The organism is uncultured Slackia sp. (genome assembly GCF_944321625.1).
In the GTDB taxonomy this organism is placed as follows: Bacteria; Actinomycetota; Coriobacteriia; order Coriobacteriales; family Eggerthellaceae; genus Slackia.
In genome coordinates, this window is sequence record NZ_CALUMA010000059.1 from 1 (window position 1) to 26,546 (window position 26,546).

At 62.1% G+C, this 26,546-nt stretch carries 22 protein-coding genes; 4 read left to right on the forward strand and 18 right to left on the reverse strand.

What is annotated here, in order from left to right; all coding sequences use genetic code 11:
• Positions 1 to 12 precede the first annotated feature (12 nt).
• From Q0J60_RS05585 to Q0J60_RS05630, 10 genes are all read right to left on the reverse strand, one after another.
• Positions 13 to 441 (reverse strand): zinc ribbon domain-containing protein, encoded by a 429-nt coding sequence (locus Q0J60_RS05585; protein ID WP_294439340.1) that lies wholly within the window; start codon positions 439 to 441, stop codon positions 13 to 15.
• 354 nt (positions 442 to 795) lie between these two features.
• Entirely contained in the window at positions 796 to 1,692 is an 897-nt protein-coding gene (locus tag Q0J60_RS05590) for a radical SAM protein (protein ID WP_294439342.1), read from the reverse strand.
• 6 nt (positions 1,693 to 1,698) lie between these two features.
• Positions 1,699 to 2,625, reverse strand: a complete 927-nt coding sequence (locus Q0J60_RS05595; RefSeq protein WP_294439344.1) for a DegV family protein — start codon at positions 2,623 to 2,625, stop codon at positions 1,699 to 1,701.
• A gap of 105 nt (positions 2,626 to 2,730) precedes the next feature.
• The gene (locus tag Q0J60_RS05600) at positions 2,731 to 3,633 is read right to left on the reverse strand and encodes a DegV family protein (protein ID WP_294439346.1); all 903 of its coding nucleotides are present in this window, start codon (positions 3,631 to 3,633) and stop codon (positions 2,731 to 2,733) included.
• Positions 3,634 to 3,759: 126 nt separating this feature from the next.
• Entirely contained in the window at positions 3,760 to 5,259 is a 1,500-nt protein-coding gene (locus tag Q0J60_RS05605; protein ID WP_294439348.1) for a nicotinate phosphoribosyltransferase, read from the reverse strand.
• Between the two features lie 54 nt (positions 5,260 to 5,313).
• Positions 5,314 to 6,708, reverse strand: a complete 1,395-nt coding sequence (ricT, locus tag Q0J60_RS05610; RefSeq protein ID WP_294439349.1) for a regulatory iron-sulfur-containing complex subunit RicT — start codon at positions 6,706 to 6,708, stop codon at positions 5,314 to 5,316.
• Positions 6,674 to 7,831 (reverse strand): DNA polymerase III subunit delta', encoded by a 1,158-nt coding sequence (locus tag Q0J60_RS05615; RefSeq protein ID WP_294439351.1) that lies wholly within the window; start codon positions 7,829 to 7,831, stop codon positions 6,674 to 6,676. The genes ricT and Q0J60_RS05615 overlap by 35 nt, the downstream gene beginning before the upstream one ends.
• Positions 7,831 to 8,565: a dTMP kinase gene (tmk, locus tag Q0J60_RS05620; protein WP_294439353.1), complete on the reverse strand. Its 735-nt coding sequence runs from the start codon at positions 8,563 to 8,565 to the stop codon at positions 7,831 to 7,833. Before tmk ends, Q0J60_RS05615 begins: the two co-directional genes overlap by 1 nt.
• Positions 8,552 to 10,051 (reverse strand): fumarate hydratase, encoded by a 1,500-nt coding sequence (locus Q0J60_RS05625; RefSeq protein WP_294439356.1) that lies wholly within the window; start codon positions 10,049 to 10,051, stop codon positions 8,552 to 8,554. The genes tmk and Q0J60_RS05625 overlap by 14 nt, the downstream gene beginning before the upstream one ends.
• Positions 10,052 to 10,249: 198 nt before the next feature.
• Positions 10,250 to 10,714, reverse strand: a complete 465-nt coding sequence (locus tag Q0J60_RS05630; RefSeq protein ID WP_294439359.1) for a universal stress protein — start codon at positions 10,712 to 10,714, stop codon at positions 10,250 to 10,252.
• 241 nt (positions 10,715 to 10,955) lie between these two features.
• Between Q0J60_RS05630 and Q0J60_RS05635 the strand changes: the two genes are divergently transcribed.
• Positions 10,956 to 11,744 (forward strand): enoyl-CoA hydratase/isomerase family protein, encoded by a 789-nt coding sequence (locus tag Q0J60_RS05635; RefSeq protein ID WP_294439362.1) that lies wholly within the window; start codon positions 10,956 to 10,958, stop codon positions 11,742 to 11,744.
• Positions 11,745 to 12,051: 307 nt separating this feature from the next.
• Here the strand turns inward: Q0J60_RS05635 and Q0J60_RS05640 are convergent, their stop codons facing one another.
• The 4 genes from Q0J60_RS05640 to Q0J60_RS05655 form a co-directional block, all read right to left on the reverse strand.
• The gene (locus tag Q0J60_RS05640; RefSeq protein ID WP_294439364.1) at positions 12,052 to 12,633 is read right to left on the reverse strand and encodes a molecular chaperone; all 582 of its coding nucleotides are present in this window, start codon (positions 12,631 to 12,633) and stop codon (positions 12,052 to 12,054) included.
• Positions 12,634 to 12,797: 164 nt separating this feature from the next.
• Positions 12,798 to 13,952 (reverse strand): NrfD/PsrC family molybdoenzyme membrane anchor subunit, encoded by a 1,155-nt coding sequence (gene nrfD / locus Q0J60_RS05645; RefSeq protein WP_294439366.1) that lies wholly within the window; start codon positions 13,950 to 13,952, stop codon positions 12,798 to 12,800.
• Positions 13,953 to 13,963: 11 nt separating this feature from the next.
• On the reverse strand, positions 13,964 to 14,584 hold the full coding sequence (locus Q0J60_RS05650; RefSeq protein ID WP_273123884.1) for a 4Fe-4S dicluster domain-containing protein: 621 nt from the start codon (positions 14,582 to 14,584) through the stop codon (positions 13,964 to 13,966).
• Between the two features lie 3 nt (positions 14,585 to 14,587).
• Positions 14,588 to 16,996 (reverse strand): molybdopterin-dependent oxidoreductase, encoded by a 2,409-nt coding sequence (locus Q0J60_RS05655; protein ID WP_294439373.1) that lies wholly within the window; start codon positions 16,994 to 16,996, stop codon positions 14,588 to 14,590.
• Between the two features lie 201 nt (positions 16,997 to 17,197).
• On the opposite strand from Q0J60_RS05655, the gene Q0J60_RS05660 reads away from it, so the two are divergent.
• A complete protein-coding gene (locus Q0J60_RS05660; RefSeq protein ID WP_294439376.1) occupies positions 17,198 to 17,839 on the forward strand; it encodes a TetR/AcrR family transcriptional regulator in 642 nt (213 codons plus the stop codon).
• A gap of 47 nt (positions 17,840 to 17,886) precedes the next feature.
• On the opposite strand, the gene Q0J60_RS05665 is transcribed toward Q0J60_RS05660, so the two are convergent.
• The 3 genes from Q0J60_RS05665 to Q0J60_RS05675 all read right to left on the reverse strand — a co-directional run bounded on the left by Q0J60_RS05665 (position 17,887) and on the right by Q0J60_RS05675 (position 21,067).
• Positions 17,887 to 19,194, reverse strand: a complete 1,308-nt coding sequence (locus Q0J60_RS05665; RefSeq protein WP_294439378.1) for a C39 family peptidase — start codon at positions 19,192 to 19,194, stop codon at positions 17,887 to 17,889.
• Between the two features lie 26 nt (positions 19,195 to 19,220).
• The gene (gene proC / locus Q0J60_RS05670) at positions 19,221 to 20,012 is read right to left on the reverse strand and encodes a pyrroline-5-carboxylate reductase (protein WP_294439380.1); all 792 of its coding nucleotides are present in this window, start codon (positions 20,010 to 20,012) and stop codon (positions 19,221 to 19,223) included.
• Between the two features lie 113 nt (positions 20,013 to 20,125).
• Positions 20,126 to 21,067 (reverse strand): manganese-dependent inorganic pyrophosphatase, encoded by a 942-nt coding sequence (locus tag Q0J60_RS05675; RefSeq protein ID WP_294439382.1) that lies wholly within the window; start codon positions 21,065 to 21,067, stop codon positions 20,126 to 20,128.
• 132 nt (positions 21,068 to 21,199) lie between these two features.
• Between Q0J60_RS05675 and sdaAA the strand changes: the two genes are divergently transcribed.
• Positions 21,200 to 22,843, forward strand: coding sequence for an L-serine ammonia-lyase, iron-sulfur-dependent, subunit alpha (gene sdaAA, locus Q0J60_RS05680; RefSeq protein ID WP_294439383.1), 1,644 nt, complete (start codon positions 21,200 to 21,202; stop codon positions 22,841 to 22,843).
• A gap of 111 nt (positions 22,844 to 22,954) precedes the next feature.
• A complete protein-coding gene (locus Q0J60_RS05685) occupies positions 22,955 to 24,037 on the forward strand; it encodes a hypothetical protein (RefSeq protein WP_294439385.1) in 1,083 nt (360 codons plus the stop codon).
• 65 nt (positions 24,038 to 24,102) lie between these two features.
• Here Q0J60_RS05685 and Q0J60_RS05690 read toward each other — a convergent pair.
• Positions 24,103 to 26,546, reverse strand: a 2,444-nt coding sequence (locus Q0J60_RS05690) for an ATP-dependent helicase (protein ID WP_294439387.1), incomplete at its 5' end; no start/stop codon positions are given.

The window sequence follows — 26,546 nt, forward strand, 5'->3', positions numbered from 1 at the left end:
GATTGTCGCACACTACTGAGGCGCGCCGCAGTTACCGCAGAACTTGGACCCGGGAGGCACAGGTGAGCCGCACTGCCCGCAAAAGCCGCCGCCGAGCTGTTTGCCGCACGAGAGGCAGAATTTGGAGCCGACTGGAACCTGGGCGCCGCACGAGGGGCACGCCGTGGCACCTGCCGCCTGCACCTGAGGCGCATGCTGCACCGGCGCCTGCTGGACGGGAGGCTGCACGTAGCCCTGCTGCATCGGGGGCTGCCCGTAGCCGTAGCGCTTGCGGGCCGAGCTGGACATCGATCCGTAATAGCCCTGGCGCTTGCGGGCGCTCGAGCCCATCATCATGCCGCCGAGCATGCCGCCCAGGCCGCCTTGCTTGGGCGCATAATAGTTGCCGTCACCGTAGTAGCCGTGCTTCTTACGCTTTCCGCTCATCGAGAAAAGACCCATGATGACACCTCTTTCCGGTTGGGGGTGCGGGCGAATTACCTGCATTCACCCTACCACATCGGCACCATTGTAAGGGCAACAGTTAGCCAGCTGAAACCATGCTGCCACTTTGCGCAAAACAGGTTGGCAAACATACGCGCCTGAGCGTACGCAAGGCACAGCGCTTTCGCCCACAAGACTGCGCAGGCCGCAAAAGAATGCGATTCGGTGCAGTTTTCTGACTCTTCGATATGAAGAGAGTAATTCACAACGCACTGAGCAGGCAAAATACTAGTCGGCTGTCTTCTCTATCGTGCGGACCAACGAAAAACTGCACTGAATCGCGTTTTGTTTCGTCCCAATAGGCAGAGGCCGCTACAACTCCGGGCCTTCTACGCCTTCCAGGCTTAGGAAGTCGGGGATGAAGCTCTCTTCGGCAGCATCCCCCTCTTGCCAGAAGTAATCGTCGCACCCGATGAAGTCGGCGAAGTCGAGCAACTCTTCGAATTCTTCCGGCGTCACGCGGCGATCAAGTTCAGGATGCTTGGGATGCTCGCCCACGGGCGTGTACTGGCTCATCATGCTCAAACGCACGCGGTCGCCGTACGTCTCATGCAGATACAGCACCGCGGCCTTTGCCTCATCCAGATGACCGGGCAAAAGCAGGATACGCACGATGATGGCGGCGTCTTGCTTCGCCATAGCCGCCAGTGCCGCGCGCGCGACCTGCGGATAGTCGGGCGCTTTGGAATACGCCTGCGCCACCGACGGGCTCATATAGCGAAAATCCGTCAGGTAGGTATCCACAACGCCGTCAAGCAGGGCAATGGTTTCAGGCGTCTCATAGTCCGAGGTGTTGTACACGACGGGGATGGAAAGACCCGCCTCTCGCGCCAGCGGCAGCGCGACCAGCACATGCGGCACGTAGTGGGTCGCCGTGACCAGATTGATATTAAGAGCGCCTTGCTCCTGCAACTCCAAGAAAATGCGCGCCAAACGCCGCACCGACACCGACGCGCCCACGCGTCCGTTGGCGATGGGCGCGTTCTGGCAGTAGACGCAATGCAGCGGGCAGTTGGAGAAAAACACCGTGCCGCTGCCCGCCTCACCTGAAATGGGAGGCTCTTCCCAGAAATGCAGGGCGGCGCGGGCAACCAGCACCCGGTCGTCCGCCCCGCACACCCCGCGCTCCCCCGCCGCACGATTAGCCCCGCACGCCCGCGGGCACAACGTGCAATGTGAAAGCAACCGGGTAATTTCATCAGGATTCATACGAGCCTATTCGCCTTTGACCTTGCGGGCGATGCGGTCGGCCACCGAGAGGTCTTCGCGGCGGTCTTTGCCCCAGAACACGACGGCGATCATGCCCGGCCCCACATGGCTGCCGATGACGGGTCCCACGCTGCTGTCCAGGAACAGCACGCCCTCGTCTTCCTTCGCCACCGCATCGTGCAGACGCTCGACATCCTTGGGACAATCGGCATTGCCGGTGACGACGCAGTTGGACGGCGCATCCTTCGCGGCGCGCGTGGCGTAGTAATCCGCCAGCTGCTTGATGCCCTTCTTGCGTCCGCGCGCCACGCCCTTGAGCGTCAGGCGCCCGTCGGCACCGATGGTGAGCAGGGGCTTCACGTCCAGCTTGGCGCCGGCGTAGGCCACGGAATCGGGAATACGGCCGCCGCGGCGCAGCGATTCCAGATCGTCCACCATGAACAGCGCGTTCACGTAGTTGCGCGCCTCTTCAGCCCAGGCGGCAAGCTCGGACGCCGAAAGGCCCTTCTCGCGCTGGCGCAACGCCTCATACACCAGCAGAGCCTCCGCCACGCTGGCAAGACGCGTGTCCACGATGTAGAACTCGAAATCGGGATACTGCTCCTTGATCTGCTCCTGCACCATGAGCGAGACGTCGTAGCTGCCCGACAGCCCCGACGAGAAGCACAGGTACACCGTGGGCACACCACTTTCGGCAGCCTCGGTGAATGCCTTGGTGTACGTGGGCACCGACACCTGCGCCGTCGTGGGCTCTTCGCCCGCACGCATGCGCCCGTAGAAATCCTTGGGCGTCATCGTCTGGTACAGGTCATCCAGATGCTCCTCGTCGCCGAAGAGGAACGGAAACTCGACAAGCGTCACGCCTTCGCGGTCGACGACCGAAAACGGCAGGTCGCAACACGAGTCGATAATAAGATTGCATTTGGCCGTCATGGGAGGGGTTCCTTTCTCTGGGAATCGACGGTTGATGTCTTTTGGCAAGGCACGGCAGTGCCTCATGAAAAACGAAGAGCGGGGCTCCGAAGAACCCCGTTTGCCTTATACGTAGGCGAAAAGCGACGAAATGTCGCCGGTGATTTTTCCTTCGAGCGGACGCTCGCAGCGATACGCGATGCCTGCCGCGGGGCCCACGTGCAAACCCACTACAGGACTTACCGGCTGCACGGCAACCTCATGTCCCAGATACGGCTCGATCGTCTCACGCGCCCACGCACGCGCCTTATCGGGTTGGCCGATGTAGTGAATCATCACCTCGGCGAGACCGTTGCTCTCCACGTCGGCCTTAAAGCGCTCGAACATGGCGGCAAGAACCTTTTTCTGGGTGCGAACCTTGGCGATGTCCACCGGGCTGCCATCGCGCACCGTAAGCACAGGCGCGAGCTTTACCAGATTGCCCAGCAAGGCCTTCGCGCCGCCGATGCGGCCGCCCTTCTGCAAATAGGTCAAGCTTTCAGGCGCGAACAGGAAACGCGAGCGCATGATGGCGTCGCATGCGGCGTTCGCGCACTGCTCGAGCGTTTTGCCCGCGCGGCTGGCGCGTGCCGCCTCGAGAATCGCATACGCCTCGTCATATCCGGCGGATGCCGAATCGATCAGAATGGCGCGGAAATCGATGTTGTGCGCCTTCACGGCACGGGCGGCACGCACGGCGCCGTCGAACGTGCCCGAAAGCCCCGAGGAAATGAATACGCCCAGCACCTCTTCGCCAGCCCGGGCAGCGCGCTCGAAGATGCCCTCGAGCGTATGCTGAGACGGCTGCGACGACGTAGGCAGGCAGTCCACCAGCGACGGAAGCCTGTCGTAGAAGCCGGCGGTGGCATCCATGGTGTCGGCGAACTCGCCCTGGGGCTCGTTGATATAGAGGGATACCACCTCGATATCCTCGGATGCTGCCACCTCATTGGGCAGAGACGCAACGGAATCGGTGAGAAGCTTGACCATTGGATCCTCCGCTTCTATACGCTGAAACATTCAATCCATTGTACCCCATAACACGGCGCAGCTACGCCGCCATGCGACTTCTTGCGATATTCGCACCGCTGCGCCAGAGCACACAGAATGGCACGGCTAGATGACGCCGCGGCATCCGCGCAGCTCAGAAGCCATGCGCGCGCGGCGATGCCACAGGCCCTCCTCCAGACCCACGGGATACGAATGAGGATTGAGCAAGCGCTTCTGGGATTCGTCAAGCTCTTCCAGACCCGCCATGGTGCGCTCGCGCGCCGCCGTGGCGCTGCGCTCGTCGGCGGAAAGCACCGACACGCCGCCGCGCGCAAGAGGCGCGAGCAGCGTGCGGCACGACAGCGCGCCCAGTCGCTTCTGGCGCAGAATGTCGGTGGGGTCGACGATCACGCCTTCGTCGTTGATGGGCTCGTTCACGTCGAACACCATGTCGCCTGCAAGCTTGCCGTTCTCCCATACGTAGCGGCGGACGTCCAGCACACCGGGAAGCGTGAGCTTAGCGGACTGCTCCGACACCTTCAAACGCCCCGTCCATGCAGCGTCGCCCGGCATGCGCGTGGCGGAAAGCTTGTACACGCCGCCCAATGACGGCTGGTCGTACGCGCAGGCCAACTTGGTACCCACGCCCCACGAATTCACCTGGGCGCCCTGCGCACGGATGGAGGCGATGGTGTGCTCATCCAGGTCGTTGGACAGCACGATGCCGCAATCGGTGAGGCCCGCCGCGTCCAGGCGCTCGCGGGCGTAGCGTGCGAGCCAGGCAAGGTCGCCCGAATCGATACGGATGCCGGACAGATGCTCGCCCGCCTCACGCATCTCCAACCCTACCGTAATCGCGTTCTCGATGCCCTGTTTGACGTCGTAGGTATCCACCAGCAGCACGCAATTCTTGGGGAAGATGCGCGCGTACTCGCGAAACGCCGTGAGTTCGTCGTCGAACGCCATGACCCACGAGTGGGCGTGCGTGCCCGAGACAGGCAGGTCGAACATCTTGCCCGCCATGACGTTGGACGTCGAGGCGCAACCGCCCACGATGGCGGCACGGCTCGCCCACAGCGACCCGCCCGCGCCTTGCGCACGACGCAGACCGAATTCCGCAACGGGCGCTTGGGCCGCCAGGCACACGCGCGCTGCCTTGGTGGCGATGAGCGTCTGAAAGTTCACGCAGTTCAGAAGCGCCGTCTCAAGCAGCTGGCATTGCATGATGGGACCGACCACGCGCACGATGGGCTCCATTGGAAACACCGTGGTGCCTTCGCGCACGGCATCGACGTCCACCGTCAGGCGCAGATCGCGCAGGTACTCAAGAAACGCCGGGTCGAACAGTTTGCCGCCGCCCGGAGCGTCAAGCCCGGCCAGATATGCCAGGTCATCTTCGGAAAAGTGGAACCCGTCGATCATCTCGGCGAGCTGAGAGGTGCCGCATGCCACCGCGAAGCCGCCCTTGAACGGGGTCTCACGGAAGAACATATGGAAGCACGCCTCTTCGTCGGTCTTGCCGCATGCCCAATAGCCCTGTGCCATAGTGAGCTGATACAGGTCGGTGAGCAGCGCGTATGCAAGCGTGGGGCGCTCCTTATCCGAAGTTGCCATCGATTGGCCCATCGTATTACCTCCTTATAAGGAACCGCCGCACCTAAGGCGCGGCGGCGTGGATTGCTAGTCTTGGCGCGTTTCTCCGCCTTGGGCCTTGTGGCTGCGGCGACGCGATTTGCGGTGCTCGGACGTCTGCTGCTGAGCGGGACGTTCTTTGCGGGGCGCGGGCGCAGAGCCCTTCTTGGCGGTAGCGGAAAGCCCCGAGGAACGCTGGCCGGGACGCACCGACCCGCGATTGCGGCGGGATTCCTGCTGCTTACCCTGCTGAGATGCGCCCTGCTGCTGGCGGTTTGAACGTCTGCTCGGCTGCTGCTGGCTCGATTTACCGCTCTTCTTGGACGAAGAGTCGCGGCGCTGGGCGGTCTTCTCCTGCGAAGCGTTCTGCGCAGCGCCCTCGTCCGACGTGCGGCCGGAACGGTTGCGCCTGCGACGCGTGGGCTTCTTCTGCGCCTCTTCCTCTGCCCTGCTGCGGTCCTTCTGCTGCGAACGGCGCGAAGTGCCGCCCGACCTGCGCGCGACAGGCTTGTCGGCCAGCTTGTCGGTGCCGGTGAAGATGGGACTCACCAGCGACTCGATCATCGAGGCGCCGGCGTTGTTGCGGTTGGCGTACTCGTCCAGCACGTCCTGCGTGACCGAGCCGGGCTTGCCGGTCTTGGGGTCGATGTCCATCTCGGACACGGGAATCTTGATGCGCTTACCCTCATGGTCGATAGTCACCGTCTCGCGCGGCACGTTAATCTCCACGACCTTGGCATCGCCTTCGGGGGTGGAGATCATGGAATTGACCTTGGGGCAGCGGCCCTTGAACTCCTTGTAGGCATCCGCCTCGTAGCGCAAACAGCACATGAGGCGCCCGCACACGCCCGAGATCTTCTGTGGGTTGAGCGAGAGGTCCTGGTCTTTGGCCATACGGATGGACACAGGATTGAATTCCCCGCCCAAACGCTTGCAGCACAGCTCCTGGCCGCAATGGCCGAAGCCTCCCACGATGCGGGCCTCGTCGCGCACGCCGATCTGGCGCATGTCGATGCGCTTATGGAAGCGCGACGCCAAAGCGCGCACCAGTTCGCGGAAGTCGACGCGCTCCTCCGCCTCGAAGTAGAACACCGCCTTGTCGCCGTCGAACAGGAACTCCACGGTGACGGGATGCATGTCAAGGCCTTGCTCGGCCACCATCTCCTTGAACACGGGCAGCGCCTCGGCGGCCGCGTTCTTGGTTTCTTCCCACGTGCGCTTGTCCTCGTCGGTCGCCTTGCGGATGACGGGCTTGAGCGGGCTTTTCAGCTTAGCGATGGCGGTCTCGTCAACCTCTTTGATGTCCTCTTCGGCGACGCCGTATTCCTGGCCGCGCTCCGTCTTCACGATAAGCGCGTCGCCGCGATGGATATCAAGGTCTTTGGGGTCGAACCAAAGAATTTTAGGGTTATAGGTCAGCCTTACCGGGGCGACGCTGGGCATACAGTACCTCTCTTATCTCAAAAAGCATTGCTTCGATAGTCGTTTGAGGAGACACATTATACGAGATGGCCGCGTCTGCTGCCTCCGCGCACTCATAAGCCCTCCACACACGCTCAAGCGACGTGTAGCTGGCGGCGTCGCGGATGGCGTCGGCGGCATCCACGTTGAGGATGAGCTCGGGCGTGCCCGCGCATACGGCCGCCACGTCACGCAACCACGAACGCACTACCGACGTCATCTGGTGCAGAAGCTCCAGCGACGCGTTCGAAAGCGCGCGTTTGTGGCGCGTTTCGAGCGTGCGCAACGCCGATTTCTGCAGGAATTCGGCGCGCTCCTCCATCACGCGCTCCTGCTCGCGGCGCACCGCATCGAGCGGCGCCTTGGACGCCAGCACGATTTCGCTCGCGTATTCGAGAACGTCCAGATCGTCGGCACGCACAAGCGAGGCCAGGCTTCGCAGCACCTTGCCCCTGAACTGCCCGCGCTCGCTCGAGCGAAGGAACTCCGCCGCCTTGGAAAGCGACCCGCCGCTGGCCTCGATAGCGATGCGCGCCTCGGGCAGCGTGCATCCGGTGTTCTGCACCACGATACCCGCCGCCTCGCTGGGCGGAATATGGCGAAACGGCACCACCTGGCAGCGCGACACGATGGTAGGCAGCACGCTTTCGCGCGTGCGCCCCAGAAGGATAAGCACCACGTCGGCCGGCGGCTCCTCCAGCGTTTTGAGGAATGCGTTCGCCGCGGAGGTGCCCAGCAGGTCGACGCGGTCGATGATATACACCTTGCGCTTGCCCTGGATGGGCGCCAGCGACGAATCTGCCACCACCTCGCGAATCTGGTCCACCACGTAGCCCTGCGCGCCCTCGGGCGCAAGGTAATGCACGTCGGGATGGACCTGTCGCATAATCTGCGAACAGGACCCGTTAGTGCAGCCGTCGCAAGAGGCGCACGGATCGTGCGGACATAATATGGCGCGCGCAAATGCGAAGGCGGCGAGCGTCTTGTTGGAGCCAGCGGGGCCGGTAAACAGGTAGGCATGGCTCACGCGATCCTGCGACACGCAGGCGCGCAGAAACTCGCGCACCTTGGGCTGCCCCACCACGCATTCGAACACATCGGCCATCAGGCGTCGCCTTCTTTCACGGACGCGCCTTCTTTCTTCTTATCCAGCGATGCGAAGAACGCTGGGTCAGCAAGAAGCTCCTCGAACTGGGGAAACAGATCGGCCAGCTCCGCGAACACGGCACGCGAGGTGTCGGATTTCTTGGATGCGGAATGCACCGTGCGGATGCGCGCGGGCTCCTCGGACGCCATCTGGGCAAAAGCGGCGTTCACACGCTCGTGGAACGCATCACCGGCGGATTCCAGGCGGTCGGCGCCTTCGGTGGTCGCACGGGCCAGACCGGCGCGCGCCGAAGGAGGCACCAGCAAGATGGTGCGATCGGGACGGATGCCCTGGCAGGCGAAATCGTTGGCGCGGCGCACCAGATCGCGGTCAAGGCCGCGGCCATAGCCCTGGTATGCCATCGTCGAATCGAAGAACCGGTCGCACAGAACCACCGCGCCGCGCTCGAGCGCCGGCTTGATGACCTGCGACACCAACTGAGCGCGAGCCGCCAGATAGATCATGAGCTCGCATTCGTCGGACATAGCATCATTCTGGGGGTCAAGCACCACGGCGCGCAGCTGTTCGCCGATGGACGTACCTCCCGGCTCGCGCAGGCAAAGCACCTCGCGGCCCATGGCCTCAAGCGTGTGCGCCAAAAAGCGGATATGCGTGGTTTTGCCGGCCCCTTCGCCGCCTTCGAACGTGACGAACACGCCCTTCTGCGGCTCCCCCGCATTATTGCAGGTCATATACATTTCCTCCCCGCGTATCCAACCCCACGAATACGGGGAAATCGCTCACGGTTATACGGCGCAGAGCTTCGGTGCCCAAGTCGTCGTAGGCAACGACTTCGCCCGATTCCACGCGCTGCGCCAGAAGCGCCGCCGCTCCGCCGGTTGCCACAAAGTACACCGATCCGGTTTCTTGGCATGCCTCAGCGACATCCGCCGAGCGCACGCCCTTGCCCACCGTAGCGACCACGCCGGCACGATAGAGCGCGGGCGCGGCGAAGTCCATGCGCGAAGCCGTGGTGGGCCCCACGGCGCCAAACGGACGGCCGGCGGCAGCAGGCGTCGGGCCGGCATAGAAGATGGTCGCACCGTCCAGGCCATACGGAAGCGCGCCCTGCGCCTCAAGCTCCTCCAGCAGGCGGATGTGGCCCGCGTCACGCAGCATGTACATCTCACCCGTCAGCACGCAGGCATCGCCCGCCTTGAGCTTGGCGAGCTCGGTCTTATCCAACGGAAGCGTCAGCTTGATGGGAGCGGCTTCATGCGCGGACGAACCCATCTCGTGCGCGTCCTCCTCGCAGGAGGTCTCGGCACATGCGGCCGCATCGCTCGCACTCTCCCCCGGCTCCTCGGCCGGCGGCCATGCGACGGACGCAGCAACATCGAGCTCCACGGTGGCGCGACGCATGGCGGAGCACCCCATGTTGATGGCAAGCGGCAGCGCGGCGATATGGCACGGCGCCGTATTCACGTGCACGGCGAGCGCCAAAGTCTTGCCGCCCAAAGCGCCCGGTCCCATGCCGGACGCGTTCACCTTGTCCAGCAGTTCGCGCTCGAACTCGGCTACGCGATGATCCGCAGCGGGGGTGCCGACCTCGCGCAGCAAGGCGGATTTCGCCATGCCGGCAACCTTGTCGAACGTGCCGCCCACGCCGATGCCGATTACGAGCGGCGGGCAGGCGTTCGCCGCCTTGTGCGCCACGCAATCCATGACCTCGGCGATGATGCCCTCGCGGCCCGCGCCCGGCGTAAGCATAGTCACGCGCGAAGCGTTGTCGGATCCGCCGCCTTTGAGCAGCACATGCACGCGCGCACCCGGCGTGTCCACGAAGTGGATATCGGTGAAAGCCGGCGTATTGTCGCCGGTGTTGGCGCGGTCGACCAGGGCATCGCGCACCACGCTCTTGCGCAGACGCGCCTCGGTGTAGGCGCGCGCCACGGCGTCATCCACGCAGGCGAACACGTCGCCCGGCACGGACACATCGGGCCCCGCCTCCAGGCATACCCAAACAGTGCCGGTATCCTGGCAGATGGGCACGTGGTCACGCTCCGCTATATCGGCGTTTTCCAGCAGATGCCCCAGCACCACGGCACCGCGGGTGTCGCCTTCCGCGGCCTGAGCATCCTCAAGCGCCGCGCGCACATCGCACGGCAGCACGCACGCAATGCGGGGAATGGCGTCATAGACCGCACGCGCCACCTGCTCTTTTGTAATCGTCGTCATAAGAATGAACCTGCCTCGAGGTATTAGCGTTTTTCCGTAACTTATTATTATAGATGCTCGACAGGCGGAATCGGGGGCGTATACAAAAACAGGACCCCGGAAATCCAGGGTCCTGACGTTTGCGCTAAGCGGGGCGCGTCTCTTTAGAGCGCATCCCTCTCGAGCATTGCCATTCGAACGCAGCCTTCTCGAGCGCGCCTACTTCTCGATAAGCACCGGGCATTCGGCGTTGCGCAGAACGGCGTAGCTCACGCTGCCCAGCATGCCGGCGACGGCGTTGAGGCCGCGGCAGCCCATGACGATCAGATCGACCTTGTGCTCCTCGGCGTAATCAAGGATGGCCTTGCTGGGCTTGCCCTGGCCCATGGCAACCTCCACGTTGTCCAGGTTCATGATGTCGCCCAGGTCCTTCGTGAGCAGGCCGCGCTCGTACTTGATGTACTCATCCTGCATATGGGCAAGCTCCTCGCGGGACGAACGGATTGCCCCCGACATCCTTTCGGCGATCATGAACTGGGAGGACTCGAACTCAGGCACCGGAGTCGCGAAGAAAATCGTCACTTTGGCGCCCTCGGTCTCGTTGGCCATCGCAAGCGCCGTGGCCAACGCATGATGAGCGGATTCGGAACGGTCGTACGGAACCAGAATGTTCTTGTACTTCATGGCGGCCTCACTTTCCTCGTGCCATGATTTCCACCTCCATTGTAGCAGTCCTCGCAGCAAAATGCGCTGCGTAACATGACGCAAAATGAAGTACCATGGCACTGGCGCCCTATGCAAGGCGGACGGTGCCGACACGCTTATGACCTCGTCTTTCCGGCATGCGACACGCCCTTCGAATTATTCGGATCGCGCGATGCATCCCGAGGCCAAGCTGCCGGCAAACAGGCAGACAGGAGAAGCTATGTCGTACGAAACCATCATCGTCGAAACGCGGGGAAATGTGCTTTTGCTCACGCTGAACCGCCCGGAGGTGCGCAACGCCCTCAACTCAAAGATGTGGGAAGAGTTGTGCGATGCGATCGACGATTTCGACCGCGACGATAGCCTCGCCGTCATGGTTATCACCAACACCGGCAAGTGCTTCTGCTCGGGCACCGACCTCAAGGAGCTTGCACGCGGCGAATACCACCCGCCGCGCGGACGCGAGGACTGGGGCTTTGCGGGCATGACGCGCCACTACGTGTCGAAACCCGTCATAGCCGCCGTGAACGGCATCGCAGTGGGCGGCGGAGCCGAGATGGTTGTGGCCGCCGACCTCGCGCTTATCAGCGATGACGGCAAGATTGGATTCCCCGAAATCAAGCACAGCCTGCTTGCCACCGGAGGCGGCGCGCTGCTTCGCATGGGACGCTCCATGTATACCAAGCGAGCGATGGAACTGGTGCTCACGGGAGATGCGATAGACGCGCAAACCGCCCTTGAATGGGGGCTTGTGAACCATGTGGTTCCCGCCGAAGAGCTGGTTGACCGCGCCATCGAACTGGCGGAGCGCATCGCCAAAAACGGCCCCATTGCCATTCGCATGACCAAGCTCGCTTTGTACGACTGCATGGACAAGAGCTTCCTGCCCGCCACCGACGGCTGGCGCATGATGGCTGACTTCGATGCGGCAATCAAGCGAACCGAAGACTCCAGGGAAGGCGAGAGGGCCTTCGCCGAAAAACGCGAGCCCGTCTGGAAGAATCGATAGCGAGAAAGAGAAGCGGCACGCAGAAGTTGATGAGCTGTCCCAGCACGTATTTGACCGTGACCACGACGTTCATGAACGCCTCGTTGGCAACCAGGCCCACAAGGATGCCCAGAACAACCGACACCAAAAGGATAAACGGCAGGCTCGTAACAATCTTCTTCATGGTTATGCACCTCTAGCGATCTAAGCAGGCGCAACACGGCGCCCGTCGTCAAAGACAAAAAGAGGAGGTACTGTACCACAAGTTGCACGCGCAACGGACGCATGCGTCAGAAAGCGGCATGAAGAACCCAGGAGGCGGCCGTGCTTAGTCGCGGAAATCCTCTCCAAGCTCTTCCTCAAACATGTGGAGCATCGCCGACACGAGGTTGACCAGTGACGAGAAATAGCCCCCGGGCATCGCACCCGATACCTTTGCAGCAAAGTCATCGCACCAGGATAGCGGTCGCTCCGAAATGAAATCCAGGATGTCGGCAGCCTCGCAATCTCCGCCTTCGACACGTCCCAGCATCGCGGACAGACACAAAAGTTCGATGCCCATGTGGTCGGCATACTGATTGTTTTGATTGCGAACCTCAAGCCCGAGATTTGCGAGCGTACGGCGCATCGCCACCGTCGCCTCGCCGAACCCGACGAACCCATCAGCACCCTGGGCGCCCCGATACGCTGTTTCCCAAGGAGCGGCAGCGGGACGAGGCGGACCCATAAAGAGGCGCGTGTACTCGACGGAAACGCGCTCGACCATGTTCTCCCCCGCCCCCTCGCGACGATGCGCCTCGCGGGCGAACTCAAGGCATCCTTCAATCGCGTCGCCTACTTCCTTATTGTCGAAATCAGGAAATTCCTCCCAAAATTCCGGTAAAAGCCCGGCGGGAGAAGTCTGCGACATGGGCGCCAGCAGCGAATTTCCCAAGAAGGCGAATGCTTGCGAAGCGATTTCATAATCGAGAGACATGGGATTGCCCTCCTATCGAAAGGCCCGCCGAACCTATCGGCGGGCCTCAAATCCATTGAGCAAGACGATGCGAATTGCACCGCGCCTCTAAACTGTCGCTATCGCTTGGGCAGAAGCTTCGAGCACATCACCATGAAGGCAAGCACACCCAGGGCGAACACGGCGATCACGATGACGATTTCAGGCCAGGTGGGCGCATAGGTGCCGGTGAGCGTCCAGATGTTGGCACCGCTCTGCTGGGCCGCCTGCGTACCCAACGTGATTCCGTTTGCGCCGGAGATGTTGGGCTCGAAGAACGAGGTCAGAAGCAGCCAGCAGCGCTTGCAGAACACGCCGAGCACCACCAGCGCGCTTGCGAAGAGCACCAGACCGGTCTTCTGACGATTACGCGAGAACACCAGGATGCAGAACGGAATGGCCAGACCACACACGATCTCGAACCAGAAGAAGGGTGCAGTGGGTCCGCTCGTCATGAGCGCGAGCGTCTGCGCGCCCTCGGCGCCGGGGTATGCCATGGTCAGCACCTCGCAGCCGATGAAGTACGCATCCACCGCGATGCAGGTGGCGAGCAGGCCCGCCAGGCTGCTGAAGAGCTTCTGCTCGACTTCGAACACGCCCGCACGGCGCAGCGCAGCAAGTGCGATCAACAGCATTGCCAGACCAGAGTCCATGGCCGATGCCACGAAGATCGGCGCCATGATGGCCGAGTACCACCCCTCTTTAGCGATCTGCAGACCAAAGATCCACGCGGTCACGCTGTGCACCAGGATGGCAACAGGCAGAGCGAAGCGGCTCACGATGGCGACCTTGTCCTGCGCGCCGGGCTTCTTCGACGTCATGAAGTACAGATACACGATGTTGATGATCAGGTAGCATGTGATGATGCAGATGTCCCAGAACAGTGGCGAGGCGGGATTGGGCCCCGTAATGATGCGCCACACACGCTGGATTCCGCCGAGGTCGATCAGCACGAACATGCCTGCCATGCAGATGCACACCGTGGAGAGGATGACCGCGGGAAGCGCCACCTTCTTATACTCGGTCACGTGGAACACGCTCGCCGAGGAAGCCACAATCAGGCCGCCAGCGGAAAGGCCCACCATGAACATGAAGCAAATGATGTAGAGGCCCCACGAGTTGGAGTTGTTCATGCCCGTAACGCCCAGGCCGCCCATCAACTGATAGATCCAGGTGGCGATGCCGATGAGCGTCACCACGCCCAGCACGCCGTAGGCGATTTTAGCTTTGCTCATAACCCTTCCCCTTACGACTCAAAGTAGTGGACCTGGGGCTTCGTGCCCTTTTCCTCAAGCAGCACGTAGCCGCCATGCTCGCGGATGGCGACCGAAATCTCGGAATTCGGATCGTCCAGATCGCCGAAGATGCGGGCATCGGTCGGGCAGCACTGCACGCAGCGCGGCTCCTCCCCGGCGTCGGTGCGCTCTTTGCACAGCGTGCACTTTTCCATCACGCCCTTGTGACGAACGGGCACACGAGCATCACCGTAGTTGAAACCAGTCGAGCGAACCGGCTCGTTCCAGTTGAACACACGGGCGTTGTAGGGGCAGGCGGCCATGCACATACGGCAGCCGATGCATTTGTCGTAGTCGATTTCGATGCGACCCTTGTCATCTTTATAGGTCGCCCCCGTGGGGCACACGCGCTGGCACGCTGCGTTCTCGCAGTGCTGGCACGCAAGCGGCAGATAGGTGCGCGTAAGGTTGGGATAGATGCCCTCCGCGCCATCATAGATGTCGCAGTTTTCGGTGAGCACGCGGTTCCACAGCATGCCGTCAGGCACGTTGTTCTGCATCTTGCATGCGAGCGCGCAAGTGTTGCAGCCGATGCAGCGATGCAGATCGATTGCGATGGCGAGTTTCGTCATTGCCTATTCACCGGCTTTCTTGATCTCGATGAGGGTGTCGTTGAACGGAATCATAGGGCCGTACGGCAAAGCGTAGCCGCGCTCGTTGAGCTGATCGTTGGATACGCTCTGCATCAGCGTGCCGCCCAATTGGCTTGCATACGTGCTTTCGGCCATATACGCAGTGCCAGGCTGGATGGCCTCGTTCAGACGAAGCTTGGTGGTGAAGCTGCCGCGGTCATTGAACACCTCCACCTGGTCGCCATCGGCAAGACCGCGAGAGGATGCCTCGACGGGATTGAGCTCGATGTGCGGTTCGTAAAGCTGCTGAATCCATGCGGCGCCCGAGTAGGTCGAATGCACGCGGAAGCGCGAACGGCTTTGCGTGAACGCAAGCGGATATTTATCACGCAGCGGGTTGTCGGCGTAAATCTCGTTGGGCTCCTCCCATTGGGGGAACGCCTGACCCCACTCGATCATGTTCTCGTAATACGGCTCCTGACGGCCCGAAGGCGTGGCAAGCTCGTAGCCCACCTCGGGGCCCAGCGGGTCTTCGGTGCCCACCAGTTTGACGGCGCCGTCCTCCTCGAAAAGCTTCTCGAGCGTGATGCCGGCCATCTGGGGATCTTCGGAGGTGAGCAGCGCGCGGGCAAACTCCTCGCCGTTTTCGGGATAGAGATTCCCCATGCCCATGGCATCGGCGATGCCCTTTTCGATGTAGAAGTCCGATTTCGCCTCAAACAGCGGATCGAGAATCTTCTGGTTCTGCAGAATATAGCCATTGGCGTTCTTCACGCCGCCCACTTCGTCCTGGCATTCGAACTTGGAGCACACGGGAAGAACCAGGTCGACGTAGTCGCAAACGGAACTCTGATAGATGTCGGCAACGCATACGAAGTCGAGCGACTCAAGCCATTCGCGCGTCTTGGCCCAATTGGCCGCCTTCTGCGTGGGAATGTCGCCAAAGAACATGGCGGCGTGCACGTTGTCAGCCTTCTGAACCATATCGTAGAAGCCCATGGGGGAAGGAGCCGCGCCCGCGCCTTCGGGCAGCGGCCACGCGCCCATCATGGCGTTGTAGGGCGTAACGTGGTAAGCGTAGATGCCGCATCCCGTGCCGCGCTTGCCGTAGTTGTCGGTGAGCGATGCGCACAGGGCATACGCGTGACCGGCCACATCGTTATTGCCGATCTTATCGACGCCGCCCACGCCGTTGCAGATGACCGAGGGCCCCTCGGCGTATTCCTCGGCGATGCGCGCGATGGTGTCGGCGGCAACGCCGGTGACGCCCTCCGCCCACTCAAGCGTATACTCCGCAAGGTCTTCTTTGAGGCGCGTGAATTCCGTCACGCAAGCGCGGCCGTCAACCTCAAAAGAGCCTTCGAGCGCGGCATGCACGCCTTCGGTGTCGAAAGGCACAGCACGTCCCGCTTCTTCGTCCCACACGTACGGAGCCTTGACCTGCGTGGGCTCGCCTGTGGTTGCGTCCACGGAATCGCGCATCTCGCCCAGTACCTCGCCCGTCTGGGCATCGATGAGGAACGGGAACGAGGTGTGCGCCAGCAGATGGTCAACACTGTAGAGCTCGTTGTCCACGATGTGCTTGGCGAACGCGAGGAACATCGCAGGATCGGTACCGGGCTTGAGATTCACCCATTCGTCGGACTTGGACGCCGTGGCGCTGAAGCGCGGATCGAAGCAGATCATCTTGGTGCCCGCCTTCTGCGCGTCGAAGAACGCACGCGACCACATCATGCCCGTCTCAAGCATGTTGCAGTTGACGAGCAGAACCGTCTTGGCCTGCGGCCACTCCCAGATGGTGTTCTTGGCGAACATGCCGTCCCAGCCGAACGCCTGACCCTGGCCGTTGCCCTGGCCCATGTCGTAGCCGTTCATGCCGCCCGCCTGCGCGCCCAGAAGCGGCGCAAGCAACGGCGTGAAGCGCTGCGACGCCTCGGTGGAATACTGAATCCACAGGGAGTCTTTGCCATAGGAATCCTGGCATTTCTTGAATTCATCCGCGATCATCTGGAACGCTTCATCCCAGGCAATGGCCTCGAACTCGCCGCTGCCACGCTCGCCCACGCGCTTCATGGGCGATTGCAGGCGCGCATCGCCGTAGATGTGCTGAATTTCCGAGATGCCTTTCAGGCACACGTTGTGGAAGCGGTTGTCCTCGTTTGGCCTGGGCTCGATCACGCTCAGGCGACCGTCACGCACTGTGCATTTGAGCATGCAGTTGCACAGGCAGTGTTCGTTGTGATAGGTGAATGCGGTCCGCTCGCTTGCGGCCCCTTCATCCGCCTGCGCCGGGGCGAGCCACTCGCCCGTGGTCGCCATAGCGCCGACTCCTGCAAGGCCTGCAACTCCGGCGGCACCCTTGAGGAATCCGCGACGGCTGATGCCGCGATGCCATTCATTGGCTTGTGCCATTGTTCCCCCTTCGATTGTGTCGGATTGCAACGCATCCATGGGTACCCGGGCGTCAAGGATGCGTTAAACTCGCAGGTAGAGTGTATGAAGGGCACCATCGAGATGCACTTGCCAGTGTTTTAGAAGCGAGGCTTACGCCACACGTTCGCAAAACTGGTAATTTGCCAAGAGCACCATCGCCCGAATTTCGAAGGAGAAACGATGGCAGAGAAAGCGGAGAAAATGAATGACCTGCGCGTAGAGCGCACACGGCGTGCCATTCAGCAGGCTTTTCATGAAATGGTGAACGAAGGGGCCAAGCGCATCACGGTAAAAGAATTGGCGGAACGCGCCGGAATCAACCGGAAAACGTTCTATTTGCACTATGATTCTATAGAAGCGCTCTATTCGGAAGAGCTCGAACGAATCCTCGACGACTATTTTGATAATTACGAGACGACACCCGAAGCGCCCGAGGATATTGCCGGCCACGCGATTCGATTCTTCCTCTACCTTGCGCAACAGCCGCCAGCAATCGAGCGTCTAATCTGCACCCCGGCATATTTCGACGATTTTGGCGATAAGCTGTACCGTCATCAAATGGACCGTTACGCATCGGCGGGAAACCCCTTTGAAGATTTGCCCTATGTGTCCTACGGCAAATCGGAGCTTGTGCTGAGCTTTATTCGTTCGACCGCCCTTGGTTTTTACCGCCAATGGATCAGAGACAACAAATCGGTCGACCCGAACGAAGCGGCGGAGCTCTTGGCCGCCCTCACCTGCCATGGCATCAATTGGCTTCTTGTGGACAAGCAGTGCAATCAGCTGGCCACCCCGGCACCGTCAAGCTCCGCTCGGCTTTAGGCCCTCGCGAAAGCCGGCCAAAACGGTTCAGACGTCAAGACAATGCTCTATGCGGCCTTAAAAGCGTAGAGCGCGATCGTCTGGTTGAGGATTGTGTCCGCATCCCACGTCTGGGCGCTGCGCACCGAGGAATACGGGTCGTTGATGGTGAGCTTGCCGTCGCCATCCTTACCCGTAATCACGAAGAAGTGGCCGCCATCGGTGAAGTCGCCCGCACCCACGTTGCAAATGACCACATAGCCGCTCTGGAGATACGACGTGAGCACGTCCGCCCCGGCATCGGGATAGAACGGCTCGCACTGAAGCCCCAGGCCGGGCGCTTCATCGATGAGGAACGAGCCCACGGTGCCCTGGTAATCCACGGCGTATCCATCCTCGGTGGCGAGCTGACCCATATCGTAAGGCGTCATATCGGTCTTGCCGGTGAGCCCCATGTACACCATGGAGAACGACGTGGGGCAGCAGCCCGCCGAGGCAAACGACGAACCGCAGTAGGTGGTATAGCCCCAGCGCTCGTCCCACTGCATGAGCAGGGGAATCTCGCCCTTAGTAATCTCGCCGTCAAACGCCTCGCCCGCATCGGAAGGGAAATGATCCGCCATGCCGGCCACAAAGTCTATGGCCTCGGGATCGTCAGCCGCCAGCTCGAGCATCTTGACCTGCTCGGCCTCGCCCTCGTCGCCGAGTGCCTCGCCAATGGTATTGATGATGTGCGCCACCCGCTCGTCAGTTGACGCCATGTCTGCCAGCTTATCTGCCATATCCTGCGAAAGGCTCGATGGGAGCTTGGAAAGATCGGCCTGCTCAACCTGAGGTTCGGCCTGCTCCTGCTCGGCCGAAGCCTCCTGCGTGGGCTCCGTCTGAACAGGGGTCGCCGTTTCAGGCCCCGAGCATGAGCGCTCAACCGCGCCGATGAGCACGAAAAGCAGCACCAGCACCACGACGCCGGCCCCGATGATGAAAGGTCGCGGCAGGCTGATGAAACCGCCCAGCATCGAGGCCAAACGAGAGGAATGCGACGAAGACCGGGAGCGGCGAGAGGATCGATGCCCGCGCGAATCGGTGCCCTCCCCCAAAAGATCGGCGTGGTCGACCGATGCGGGAAGATCGCTGTCGGAGGCATCGCGCGAGACGCCCCTTTGCCTGCCTGCGGGCGGTTCCGCCCGATGCGAGGCGCCATCAGGGCGCGCCTGCGAAAGCCCGCCCTCGCCTTGAACGCCGGAGCGCGAGGCAAGACGGCGTTCAAGCCTCCTGCGAGCAGCGTCGCGCGGGTCGTCGGTCAGATCGCGCAACGGGTCGTCGGGGTTGAGGCGCTCCCGTGCTTTTCTTTTTCTCTCATCGCTTTCGTAGGTCATAGACGTCCGTCACGCTCCAGAACGGCCTAGAGGCTCTGCGCCTTGTCCACGGTAGCCATCAGCGCATCGATCACTGCGCCGCGCATGCCCATCTCCTCCAGCGTGCGCACGCCTTCGATGGTCGTGCCGCCCGGAGAGCACACGGCATCCTTGAGCGCGCCGGGATGCTGGCCCGATTCGAGCACCATCTTGCCCGAGCCCACCGCCGCCTGGGCGGCAAAGCGGTACGCCTGCGCGCGCGGCATGCCTTCGAGCACGGCGGCATCGGCCATGGCCTCGATGAACATATAGAAGAACGCGGGCGCGCAACCGGCAACGGCGCTGCCGGCATCGATCAGCTTCTCAGGGATGAACTCGCTTTTGCCGAAGGAGTTGACGATGGCCAGCACGCGTTCGATATCCTCCTGGGTGCAGGCGTCATTGGGCACCACGGAGGTCATGCCCTCGCCCACCGCGGCGGGCGTGTTGGGCATGAGACGCACCACCTTGGCCACGCCGGCGGTCTCGGCAAGCCACGCGAGCGTCTTGGCAGGCGCGATGGAAACCAGGATCACGCCCTCGGGCAGTGCGGGTGCGATCTGCGGCACAACCTCGTCGAACATGTAGGGCTTGACCGCCAGCACCACGATCTCGGCCTGGGCGGCCTGCGTGTTATCCAGCGTGACATCGATGCCGAACTGCTCGTGCGCGGCATCGATGGTTGCCTGCGTATGGGCGGAGGCGATGATGTCGCCCGGCTCGCACACGCCCGACGTCACGATGCCCTTGATGATGGCGCGGCCCATGTTGCCGCAGCCGATGAAGCCAATCTTATGCATGATGCGCCTCCTGCGCTCGAAAATGTGCGGTTTTCCAAGGATACTACGTCGCGATACAAAAGAGGCGGCCCGCAAGACCGCCTCCGCATCAATATCTTAATTCGACATGCGAATTATTTCGCAGCAAGGATAGGAGCCGCAACCTGCTTTTTGCGGGAAAGGACGCCGGGCATCCAAACCGCCTTGCCCTCCACGTCGATGTCGAAGACGCGGTTCACCAGCTCGCAGTCGCCCTCGCAGATGAAGTTGCTGCCCTCGGCGAGGATGTCGGTTGCCATGAGCAGCATGAACTTGTAGCCCTTGTCGGCGACAACGGCGCGCATGGCCTCGCGAATCTCCTGCTCGCGATCCATGACCGCCTGAAGATCCACCGTCTCGAACGCCACGATGAACACCGTGGAGCCATCGGCCAGAGGGAACTCCTTGGCGTCGGCGCCGATGATCTTTTCAACCGGCATCTCGGCGGGGTTGCTGCGGCACTTGAAGATGGACATGCCGTATTCCACCGGGTCAACGCCCACGATCTTGGCAGTGCGCTCGATGATTTCGCAGTCAAGCGGCGTGGTGGTGGGAGATTTCATGATCACGGTGTCGGTGAGCATGGCGCCCAGCAGCACGGCGGCGATGTGCTTGGGAAGCTCGACGCCCTGGATCTCGAACTCGCGCGCAACGATGGCCGCAGTGGAGCCGATGGGCATGTTGTTGAAGCGAATGGGATTTGCGGTGACCAGGCCGCCGATGCGATGATGGTCCACAATCTCCACGATTTCGGCGCTATCCAGGCCGTCGGCGGACTGCAGGGCCTCGTTGTGGTCGACCAGGATGACCTTATCGCCCTCGCCCACGTGGTCGATCAGACGGGGCGCCTCGATGCCGTTCTCGCCCAGAATCCACTCGGTCTCGGGCGGAAGCCCGCCCAGGCGACACGCCTCATACGTCACGTTCTCGCCGCATTTGCGGGCAAGCTCGTTTTTCAGATAGGCATAGCCCACAGCGGCGGAAATTGCGTCGTTGTCGGGATTCTTGTGACCAAACACCAGAATCGGCGAAGTCATCGATGTTCCTCCTTGACTCGTGTCTCATTTTTGCGACGAATAAGTGTACCATGCACATCGGCATGATTGCTGGCGCAAGCGGCGAGCATGCCAAACATGCACCCGAATGGACTGGACGGAAGGAATTCGCCCATGAAGTCTTTGAGCATCCGCGACATCATCGGCCCGGTGATGATCGGCCCCTCGAGCAGCCACACCGCCGGCGCCCTGCGCATCGCACGCATGTGCCGTCGTCTGCTTTCCGCAGAGCCCGTGCGCGCCGTCTTCACGCTCTACGGCAGTTTCGCCCACACCTACCAAGGCCACGGCACCGATCGCGCGCTTGTGGCCGGCATGCTGGGAATGGAGCCCGACGACGAGCGCATTCGCGACTCGTTCGCACTGGCCGAGAAGGCGGGGCTCTCCTTTGCGTTTACCCCCTGCGACGACGATTCCGACATCAACCACCCCAACACCGTGGACATCGAGGTGGTGGACGCAGCGGGCGGCACCACATCCATGCGCGGCGAGAGCATCGGCGGCGGCGCTGCCGTAATCAGCCGCCTCAACGGCATCGACGTGAGCCTGACCGGCGAATACCACAGCATCGTGGTCAAGCAGTACGACCGCCGCGGCGTGTTGGCGCACATCGCCACGTGCCTGAACGTGTTTGACGTGAACATCGCCACCACACGCCTGTTCCGCAAAAAGAAGGGCGACATCGCCTACACCATCATGCAGACCGACGACGAAATCCCTGAGGCGCTGGCGGCCGCCGTTGCGCGCCATGCCGACATCCTTGACGTGCGCGTGGTGGAAAGCGACCGCGCAAGCGAGACCGGAGCGCCCGTACGTGCCGAAGGAGCCGAGGCACAGGGGTTCGGCGCGAACATGAGCGTCGCCGAGGCCGAAGAGATGCTGGAGTCGCTCGACTTCGCAAGCGGCGCCGAACTTTTGGCGTATTGCGAGGCGGAGGGCCTGCCCATATCCGATGCCATCTGCCGACGCGAGCGCTGCCTGCTCGCCGCCCAGGACATCGCCGTGGACGACACGAAGCACTACCTCCACCGCGTGCTGGACGTAATGCGCACCTCCGCCACGCGCCCACTGGATGCGCCGCAGCCCTCTATGGGCGGGCTCATCGGCGGCGAGGCGCAGAAGCTTGCCGCCATCGAGAAGACGGGGCTCGCGAACCCGCATCTGGCGCGCGCCACCACCTACGCGATGCCGGTGCTCGAGACCAACGCTTCTATGGGCTGCATCGTGGCGGCCCCCACCGCTGGATCATCCGGCGTGCTGCCCGCCATGCTGCTGGCGTGTCAGGACACGCACGGCTTCGACGACGAACGCCTGGAGCGCGCGCTGGCCAATGCCGCAGCAATCGGGTATCTGATCACGCGCAACGCCACCGTGTCGGGCGCCGAGGGCGGCTGCCAGGCCGAGGTGGGCGCCGCGAGCGCCATGGCCGCGAGCGCCGCTTGCGAGCTTTTGGGCGGCACGCCGCGCCAGTGCCTCGCCGCCGCATCGAACGCGCTCACCGGCCTCATGGGCCTGGTGTGCGACCCCATCGCGGGCTTGGTGGAGGCGCCGTGCCAGAAGCGCAACGCGACCGGTGTGGCCAACGCCATCGTGGCTGCGCAGATCGCACTCGCCGGCATCGACAACCTGGTGGATTTCGACCAGACGGTGGAGGCAATGCGCCGCGTGGGCTGCGCGCTCCCCTTCGAGCTGCGCGAAAGCGCCCTGGGCGGCCTGGCCGCAACACCTGCCGCCTGCGCCTTCTGCGGAAAGTGCTAATGGGCTCGCGCAGCATCGAAGACAACATGATTTCAGTCGGACCGCCCGCAACCAGGCGGTCCGATGCATTTCGCGTATACTGTACGCAAAAGCTGGTAAGGAGGTGTGGCGATGGCGGAAGCGTTCCGATATCTCAAATGGCACGATGACGTGATTGGCGTTGTAATCGATGACTGGTCGGTCACCTTCACCGAGCCTCGCTACAACTCTACCGTTTCGCTGTATACGCACGGCGCCTCTTCATGGACACCCGCCCAATTCGCCGAATTCCTTGCCGAGCGTATTCCTAGCCCTTCGCGGCGCGACATCGAACGCATCCTATTCAGGTGCGGGCTTTCCGAATATGACATCTTCAAGATTGCCGATGCCACCCATGCCGTGAACGCCAAAGACGAGTTGTGGTTGGCCCATGCGAAATCCGACCGTTTTGAAGATGCGCTCACCGATGTATTCGAGTCAATATTTCTCCAGCGCATTGATGCCCAAGGTGACAGTGTGAATACGCCAGAGGGATTCAACGTGAAACGCTACGGAGCCTTCGACGGTAAGTACGGGATTGTGAAGCGACGCATCAGCCCCCTGACCACCGATGTCGAATCGGAAATCGCCGCCTTTCTATTGGCGCAGGAAATGGGCGTCCCCTGCTGCCCCGCGCGTCGCTTCGATGACGATTCGGTATTCTCGGAATTCATGTACGACGTCACAAACGAATATGTGGTTCATATGCGCCGCCTGTTTGATGGGCAGCGTGGCGAGAACGAGCTAGACAATTTGCTCGCCGTTCGCCCGCAGTACGCCGACGATTTCTACCGCATGATTGCATTCGATTTTGTCACGCGACAGGACGACCGGCATCTGTCAAACATCGCCGTAAAGGTGACCGGCAATGGCGAGTCGTTTTATCCGCTCTATGACAATGGACGCTCGCTCTTTTACGAAGACACCGAACGCATGGTAGCGGATGCCGTAGCAGAGCCTGCCGCCTTCGCCACGACATTTGGTCCTACGGGAACCTATTGGGACCACGCACGTGATATTGCCGCACGAGGAGTTCGCTTCGGCGAGCTGGTCAACCTCGAGATTGCGCCACAGCGCATCCGAAACATCCTCGAAAAAGCCGGATTCACAGGCTATCGCCTCGTTGGCGCACAATCATGGATCGAGCAAACGCTGGGAATGTTAAGGCGTTTGTAGGCGAAACGACCCAGAGCCAACCAATCTCAACGCAGAAAGACCCGACTCACGTCGGGCCTTTCTGTTTAGTTGATCTTCACGATGGGTGCGTAGTCCTTGAGCAGCTTCTTGGTCTTGCCGGTCTTGGCGAAGTGAACGTGCAGCAGGTCGCCGTCCACCTTGATGACCTTGCCCTTGCCGAACGTCTTGTGGTCCACGGTATCGCCCACGGCGAACGTCATGTTGGCCGCCGCCTTCTTGCCGGCGTTGGGGTTGGTGCGCACGCCGGACGAGCCAAGCGATGAGCCCGAACGCGATGCGCCGGACCCGCCGCACGAACCCGAAGTGCCGCGTGAGCTCGCACCGCCCATGAAATCGGCGAACGACGAACCCGCCGCACGACCCGCATTACGAGGACGGCTGCCACCGGCGCTCGACTGGCCGAACACGCGACCGCCGCCCGCCTCGGTGCCGCTGCCAGAGATGCCGCGACGGCTGCCGCGCTTCTCCCAACCCGTGCCCGAGAAGCCGGAGCTTCCCAGTCCGATGGTGCGGCGCAGCTCGGAGGGAATCTCGCCCACGAATCGCGACGCGGGGTTGGCCACCGTATCGCCGAAGATCTTGCGGGTTTGTGCGCACGTCAGATACAGCTTCTTGCGGGCGCGCGTAATGGCGACGTAGGCCAGACGACGCTCCTCCTCAAGACCCGCCTCGTCATGCGCGGAGTTGCTGTGCGGGAACAAGGTCTCCTCCATGCCCGCCACGAACACGCAGTCGAACTCCAAGCCCTTGGAGGAATGCACGGTCATGAGCGTGACCGCCTGGCCGTCCTCCGCCTCGGCGGCGTCGAGATCGGTTCGCAGGCGCACCCATTCGATGAAGTCAGCCAGCGAATACGGCGAAAGCGTGCGAATGGCCGCCAGCCCCTCGGAGCCGGACGCGCCGAACGAGCCCTCGCCGTCGCTTGCGACCAGCGTGGTCATCGGCAGCTGACCCTGGCCCGTGCCGGAATCCCCGAAGGTCTCCCCCGCAGGCTCTTCCCCGCCGGTGCCGACGACTTCGATGAACGCATCCTCGTCGTTGTCGCGGTGGCTTTCCACATACTCATCCACAACGGACAAGAATTCCTTGATGTTTTCTATGCGCCCACGCGCCTCATCGGTGTTTTCAGCCTGCAGCGCCGCGATGAGCCCGCTTTTGTCGATCACGGCCTCGATCACCTTGCGCAGGTCGCCGCCGTAGCTGCGCGCCTCTTCGATCAGGCTCACGAACGCCCCCAGCGCCGTGCGGGCGCGCATCTGCAGATGGTCGTCGGCCACGCACAGCTCTGCCGCCATCATGAACGGCATGTTGGCCTGGCGCGCGGCGCTCTCGATATACTCGATGGTGGTTTTGCCGATGCCGCGGCGGGGCGTGTTGATCACGCGTTTGGCAGCGATATCGTCAGCGGGGTTCACCAGCAGCGTGAGGTACGCCATCACGTCGCGGATCTCTGCGCGGTCGAAGAATCGCGTGCCGCCCACGATGCGGTACGGCACACCCGCGCGCAGAAGCATATCTTCGAGCGAACGGCTCTGCGCGTTGGTGCGATAGAACACGGCAATCTGATCGTACGGGATGCCTTCGGCGCGCTGATGCTCGATCTCCGCCGCGATCCAGCGGCCTTCGTCGCGCTCATCAGCGGCCATGTACACGTTGATCTTTTCGCCTTCGCCCGCCTGGGTGTACAGGCGCTTCTTCTTGCGATGGATGTTGTTTGCCACCACGGCGTTGGCGGCAGACAGAATGTTGCCCGTGGAGCGATAGTTTTCCTCCAGCTTAACGGTGTGCGCGTTGGGGTAATCCTGCTCGAACTCCAGGATGTTGCGGATGTCGGCGCCGCGCCAGCTGTAGATGGACTGGTCGTCGTCGCCTACGACCATGATGTTCTTGTTCTTGGCGGCGAGCATACGGCAGATCTCATACTGCGCGTGGTTGGTGTCCTGATACTCGTCCACCAGAATGTAGCGAAAGCGATCCTGGTAGGCCTCCAGCACGTCGGGGTGGTTCTTCAGCAGAAGCCACGTGTACACGAGCAGGTCATCGAAGTCGAACGCGTTGGCGGCCTTCAGGCGCTGCTGCAGCTTCTCGTATACGCGGGCCGCCACCTTGGCTCCGGGGTCGCGCGCGTCTTTGGCGAAATCGCCCGGCACGATGAGCTCGTTTTTGGCCTGCGAGATGCGGCTGCGGATGTTCTGGATGGGAAAACGCTTGGGGTCGATGTCCAGCTCGGCCATAATTTCTTTGACCAGGCGCTTGGAATCGTCATCGTCGTAGATGGTGAAGCCCTTGTCGAAGCCCAGACGTTCGCAATCCACGCGCAGAATACGCACGCACATGCTGTGGAACGTGGAAACCCACATGCCGCGCGCGGCGGGCCCCACCAGGCGGCCGAGGCGTTCGCGCATCTCGGCGGCGGCCTTGTTGGTGAACGTGATGGCCAGAATCTGCCAGGGCTGCACGTCCAAATCGCTCAGCATATGCGCGATGC

Bases quoted from the DNA above. Each gene is read 5' to 3' on its own strand.
- Q0J60_RS05585 (WP_294439340.1), bottom strand. From the start codon at position 441: ATGGGTCTTTTCTCGATGAGCGGAAAGCGTAAGAAGCACGGCTACTAC.
- Q0J60_RS05590 (WP_294439342.1), bottom strand. From the start codon at position 1,692: ATGAATCCTGATGAAATTACCCGGTTGCTTTCACATTGCACGTTGTGC.
- Q0J60_RS05595 (WP_294439344.1), bottom strand. From the start codon at position 2,625: ATGACGGCCAAATGCAATCTTATTATCGACTCGTGTTGCGACCTGCCG.
- Q0J60_RS05600 (WP_294439346.1), bottom strand. From the start codon at position 3,633: ATGGTCAAGCTTCTCACCGATTCCGTTGCGTCTCTGCCCAATGAGGTG.
- Q0J60_RS05605 (WP_294439348.1), bottom strand. From the start codon at position 5,259: ATGGGCCAATCGATGGCAACTTCGGATAAGGAGCGCCCCACGCTTGCA.
- ricT (WP_294439349.1), bottom strand. From the start codon at position 6,708: ATGCCCAGCGTCGCCCCGGTAAGGCTGACCTATAACCCTAAAATTCTT.
- Q0J60_RS05615 (WP_294439351.1), bottom strand. From the start codon at position 7,831: ATGGCCGATGTGTTCGAATGCGTGGTGGGGCAGCCCAAGGTGCGCGAG.
- tmk (WP_294439353.1), bottom strand. From the start codon at position 8,565: ATGACCTGCAATAATGCGGGGGAGCCGCAGAAGGGCGTGTTCGTCACG.
- Q0J60_RS05625 (WP_294439356.1), bottom strand. From the start codon at position 10,051: ATGACGACGATTACAAAAGAGCAGGTGGCGCGTGCGGTCTATGACGCC.
- Q0J60_RS05630 (WP_294439359.1), bottom strand. From the start codon at position 10,714: ATGAAGTACAAGAACATTCTGGTTCCGTACGACCGTTCCGAATCCGCT.
- Q0J60_RS05635 (WP_294439362.1), top strand. From the start codon at position 10,956: ATGTCGTACGAAACCATCATCGTCGAAACGCGGGGAAATGTGCTTTTG.
- Q0J60_RS05640 (WP_294439364.1), bottom strand. From the start codon at position 12,633: ATGTCGCAGACTTCTCCCGCCGGGCTTTTACCGGAATTTTGGGAGGAA.
- nrfD (WP_294439366.1), bottom strand. From the start codon at position 13,952: ATGAGCAAAGCTAAAATCGCCTACGGCGTGCTGGGCGTGGTGACGCTC.
- Q0J60_RS05650 (WP_273123884.1), bottom strand. From the start codon at position 14,584: ATGACGAAACTCGCCATCGCAATCGATCTGCATCGCTGCATCGGCTGC.
- Q0J60_RS05655 (WP_294439373.1), bottom strand. From the start codon at position 16,996: ATGGCACAAGCCAATGAATGGCATCGCGGCATCAGCCGTCGCGGATTC.
- Q0J60_RS05660 (WP_294439376.1), top strand. From the start codon at position 17,198: ATGGCAGAGAAAGCGGAGAAAATGAATGACCTGCGCGTAGAGCGCACA.
- Q0J60_RS05665 (WP_294439378.1), bottom strand. From the start codon at position 19,194: ATGACCTACGAAAGCGATGAGAGAAAAAGAAAAGCACGGGAGCGCCTC.
- proC (WP_294439380.1), bottom strand. From the start codon at position 20,012: ATGCATAAGATTGGCTTCATCGGCTGCGGCAACATGGGCCGCGCCATC.
- Q0J60_RS05675 (WP_294439382.1), bottom strand. From the start codon at position 21,067: ATGACTTCGCCGATTCTGGTGTTTGGTCACAAGAATCCCGACAACGAC.
- sdaAA (WP_294439383.1), top strand. From the start codon at position 21,200: ATGAAGTCTTTGAGCATCCGCGACATCATCGGCCCGGTGATGATCGGC.
- Q0J60_RS05685 (WP_294439385.1), top strand. From the start codon at position 22,955: ATGGCGGAAGCGTTCCGATATCTCAAATGGCACGATGACGTGATTGGC.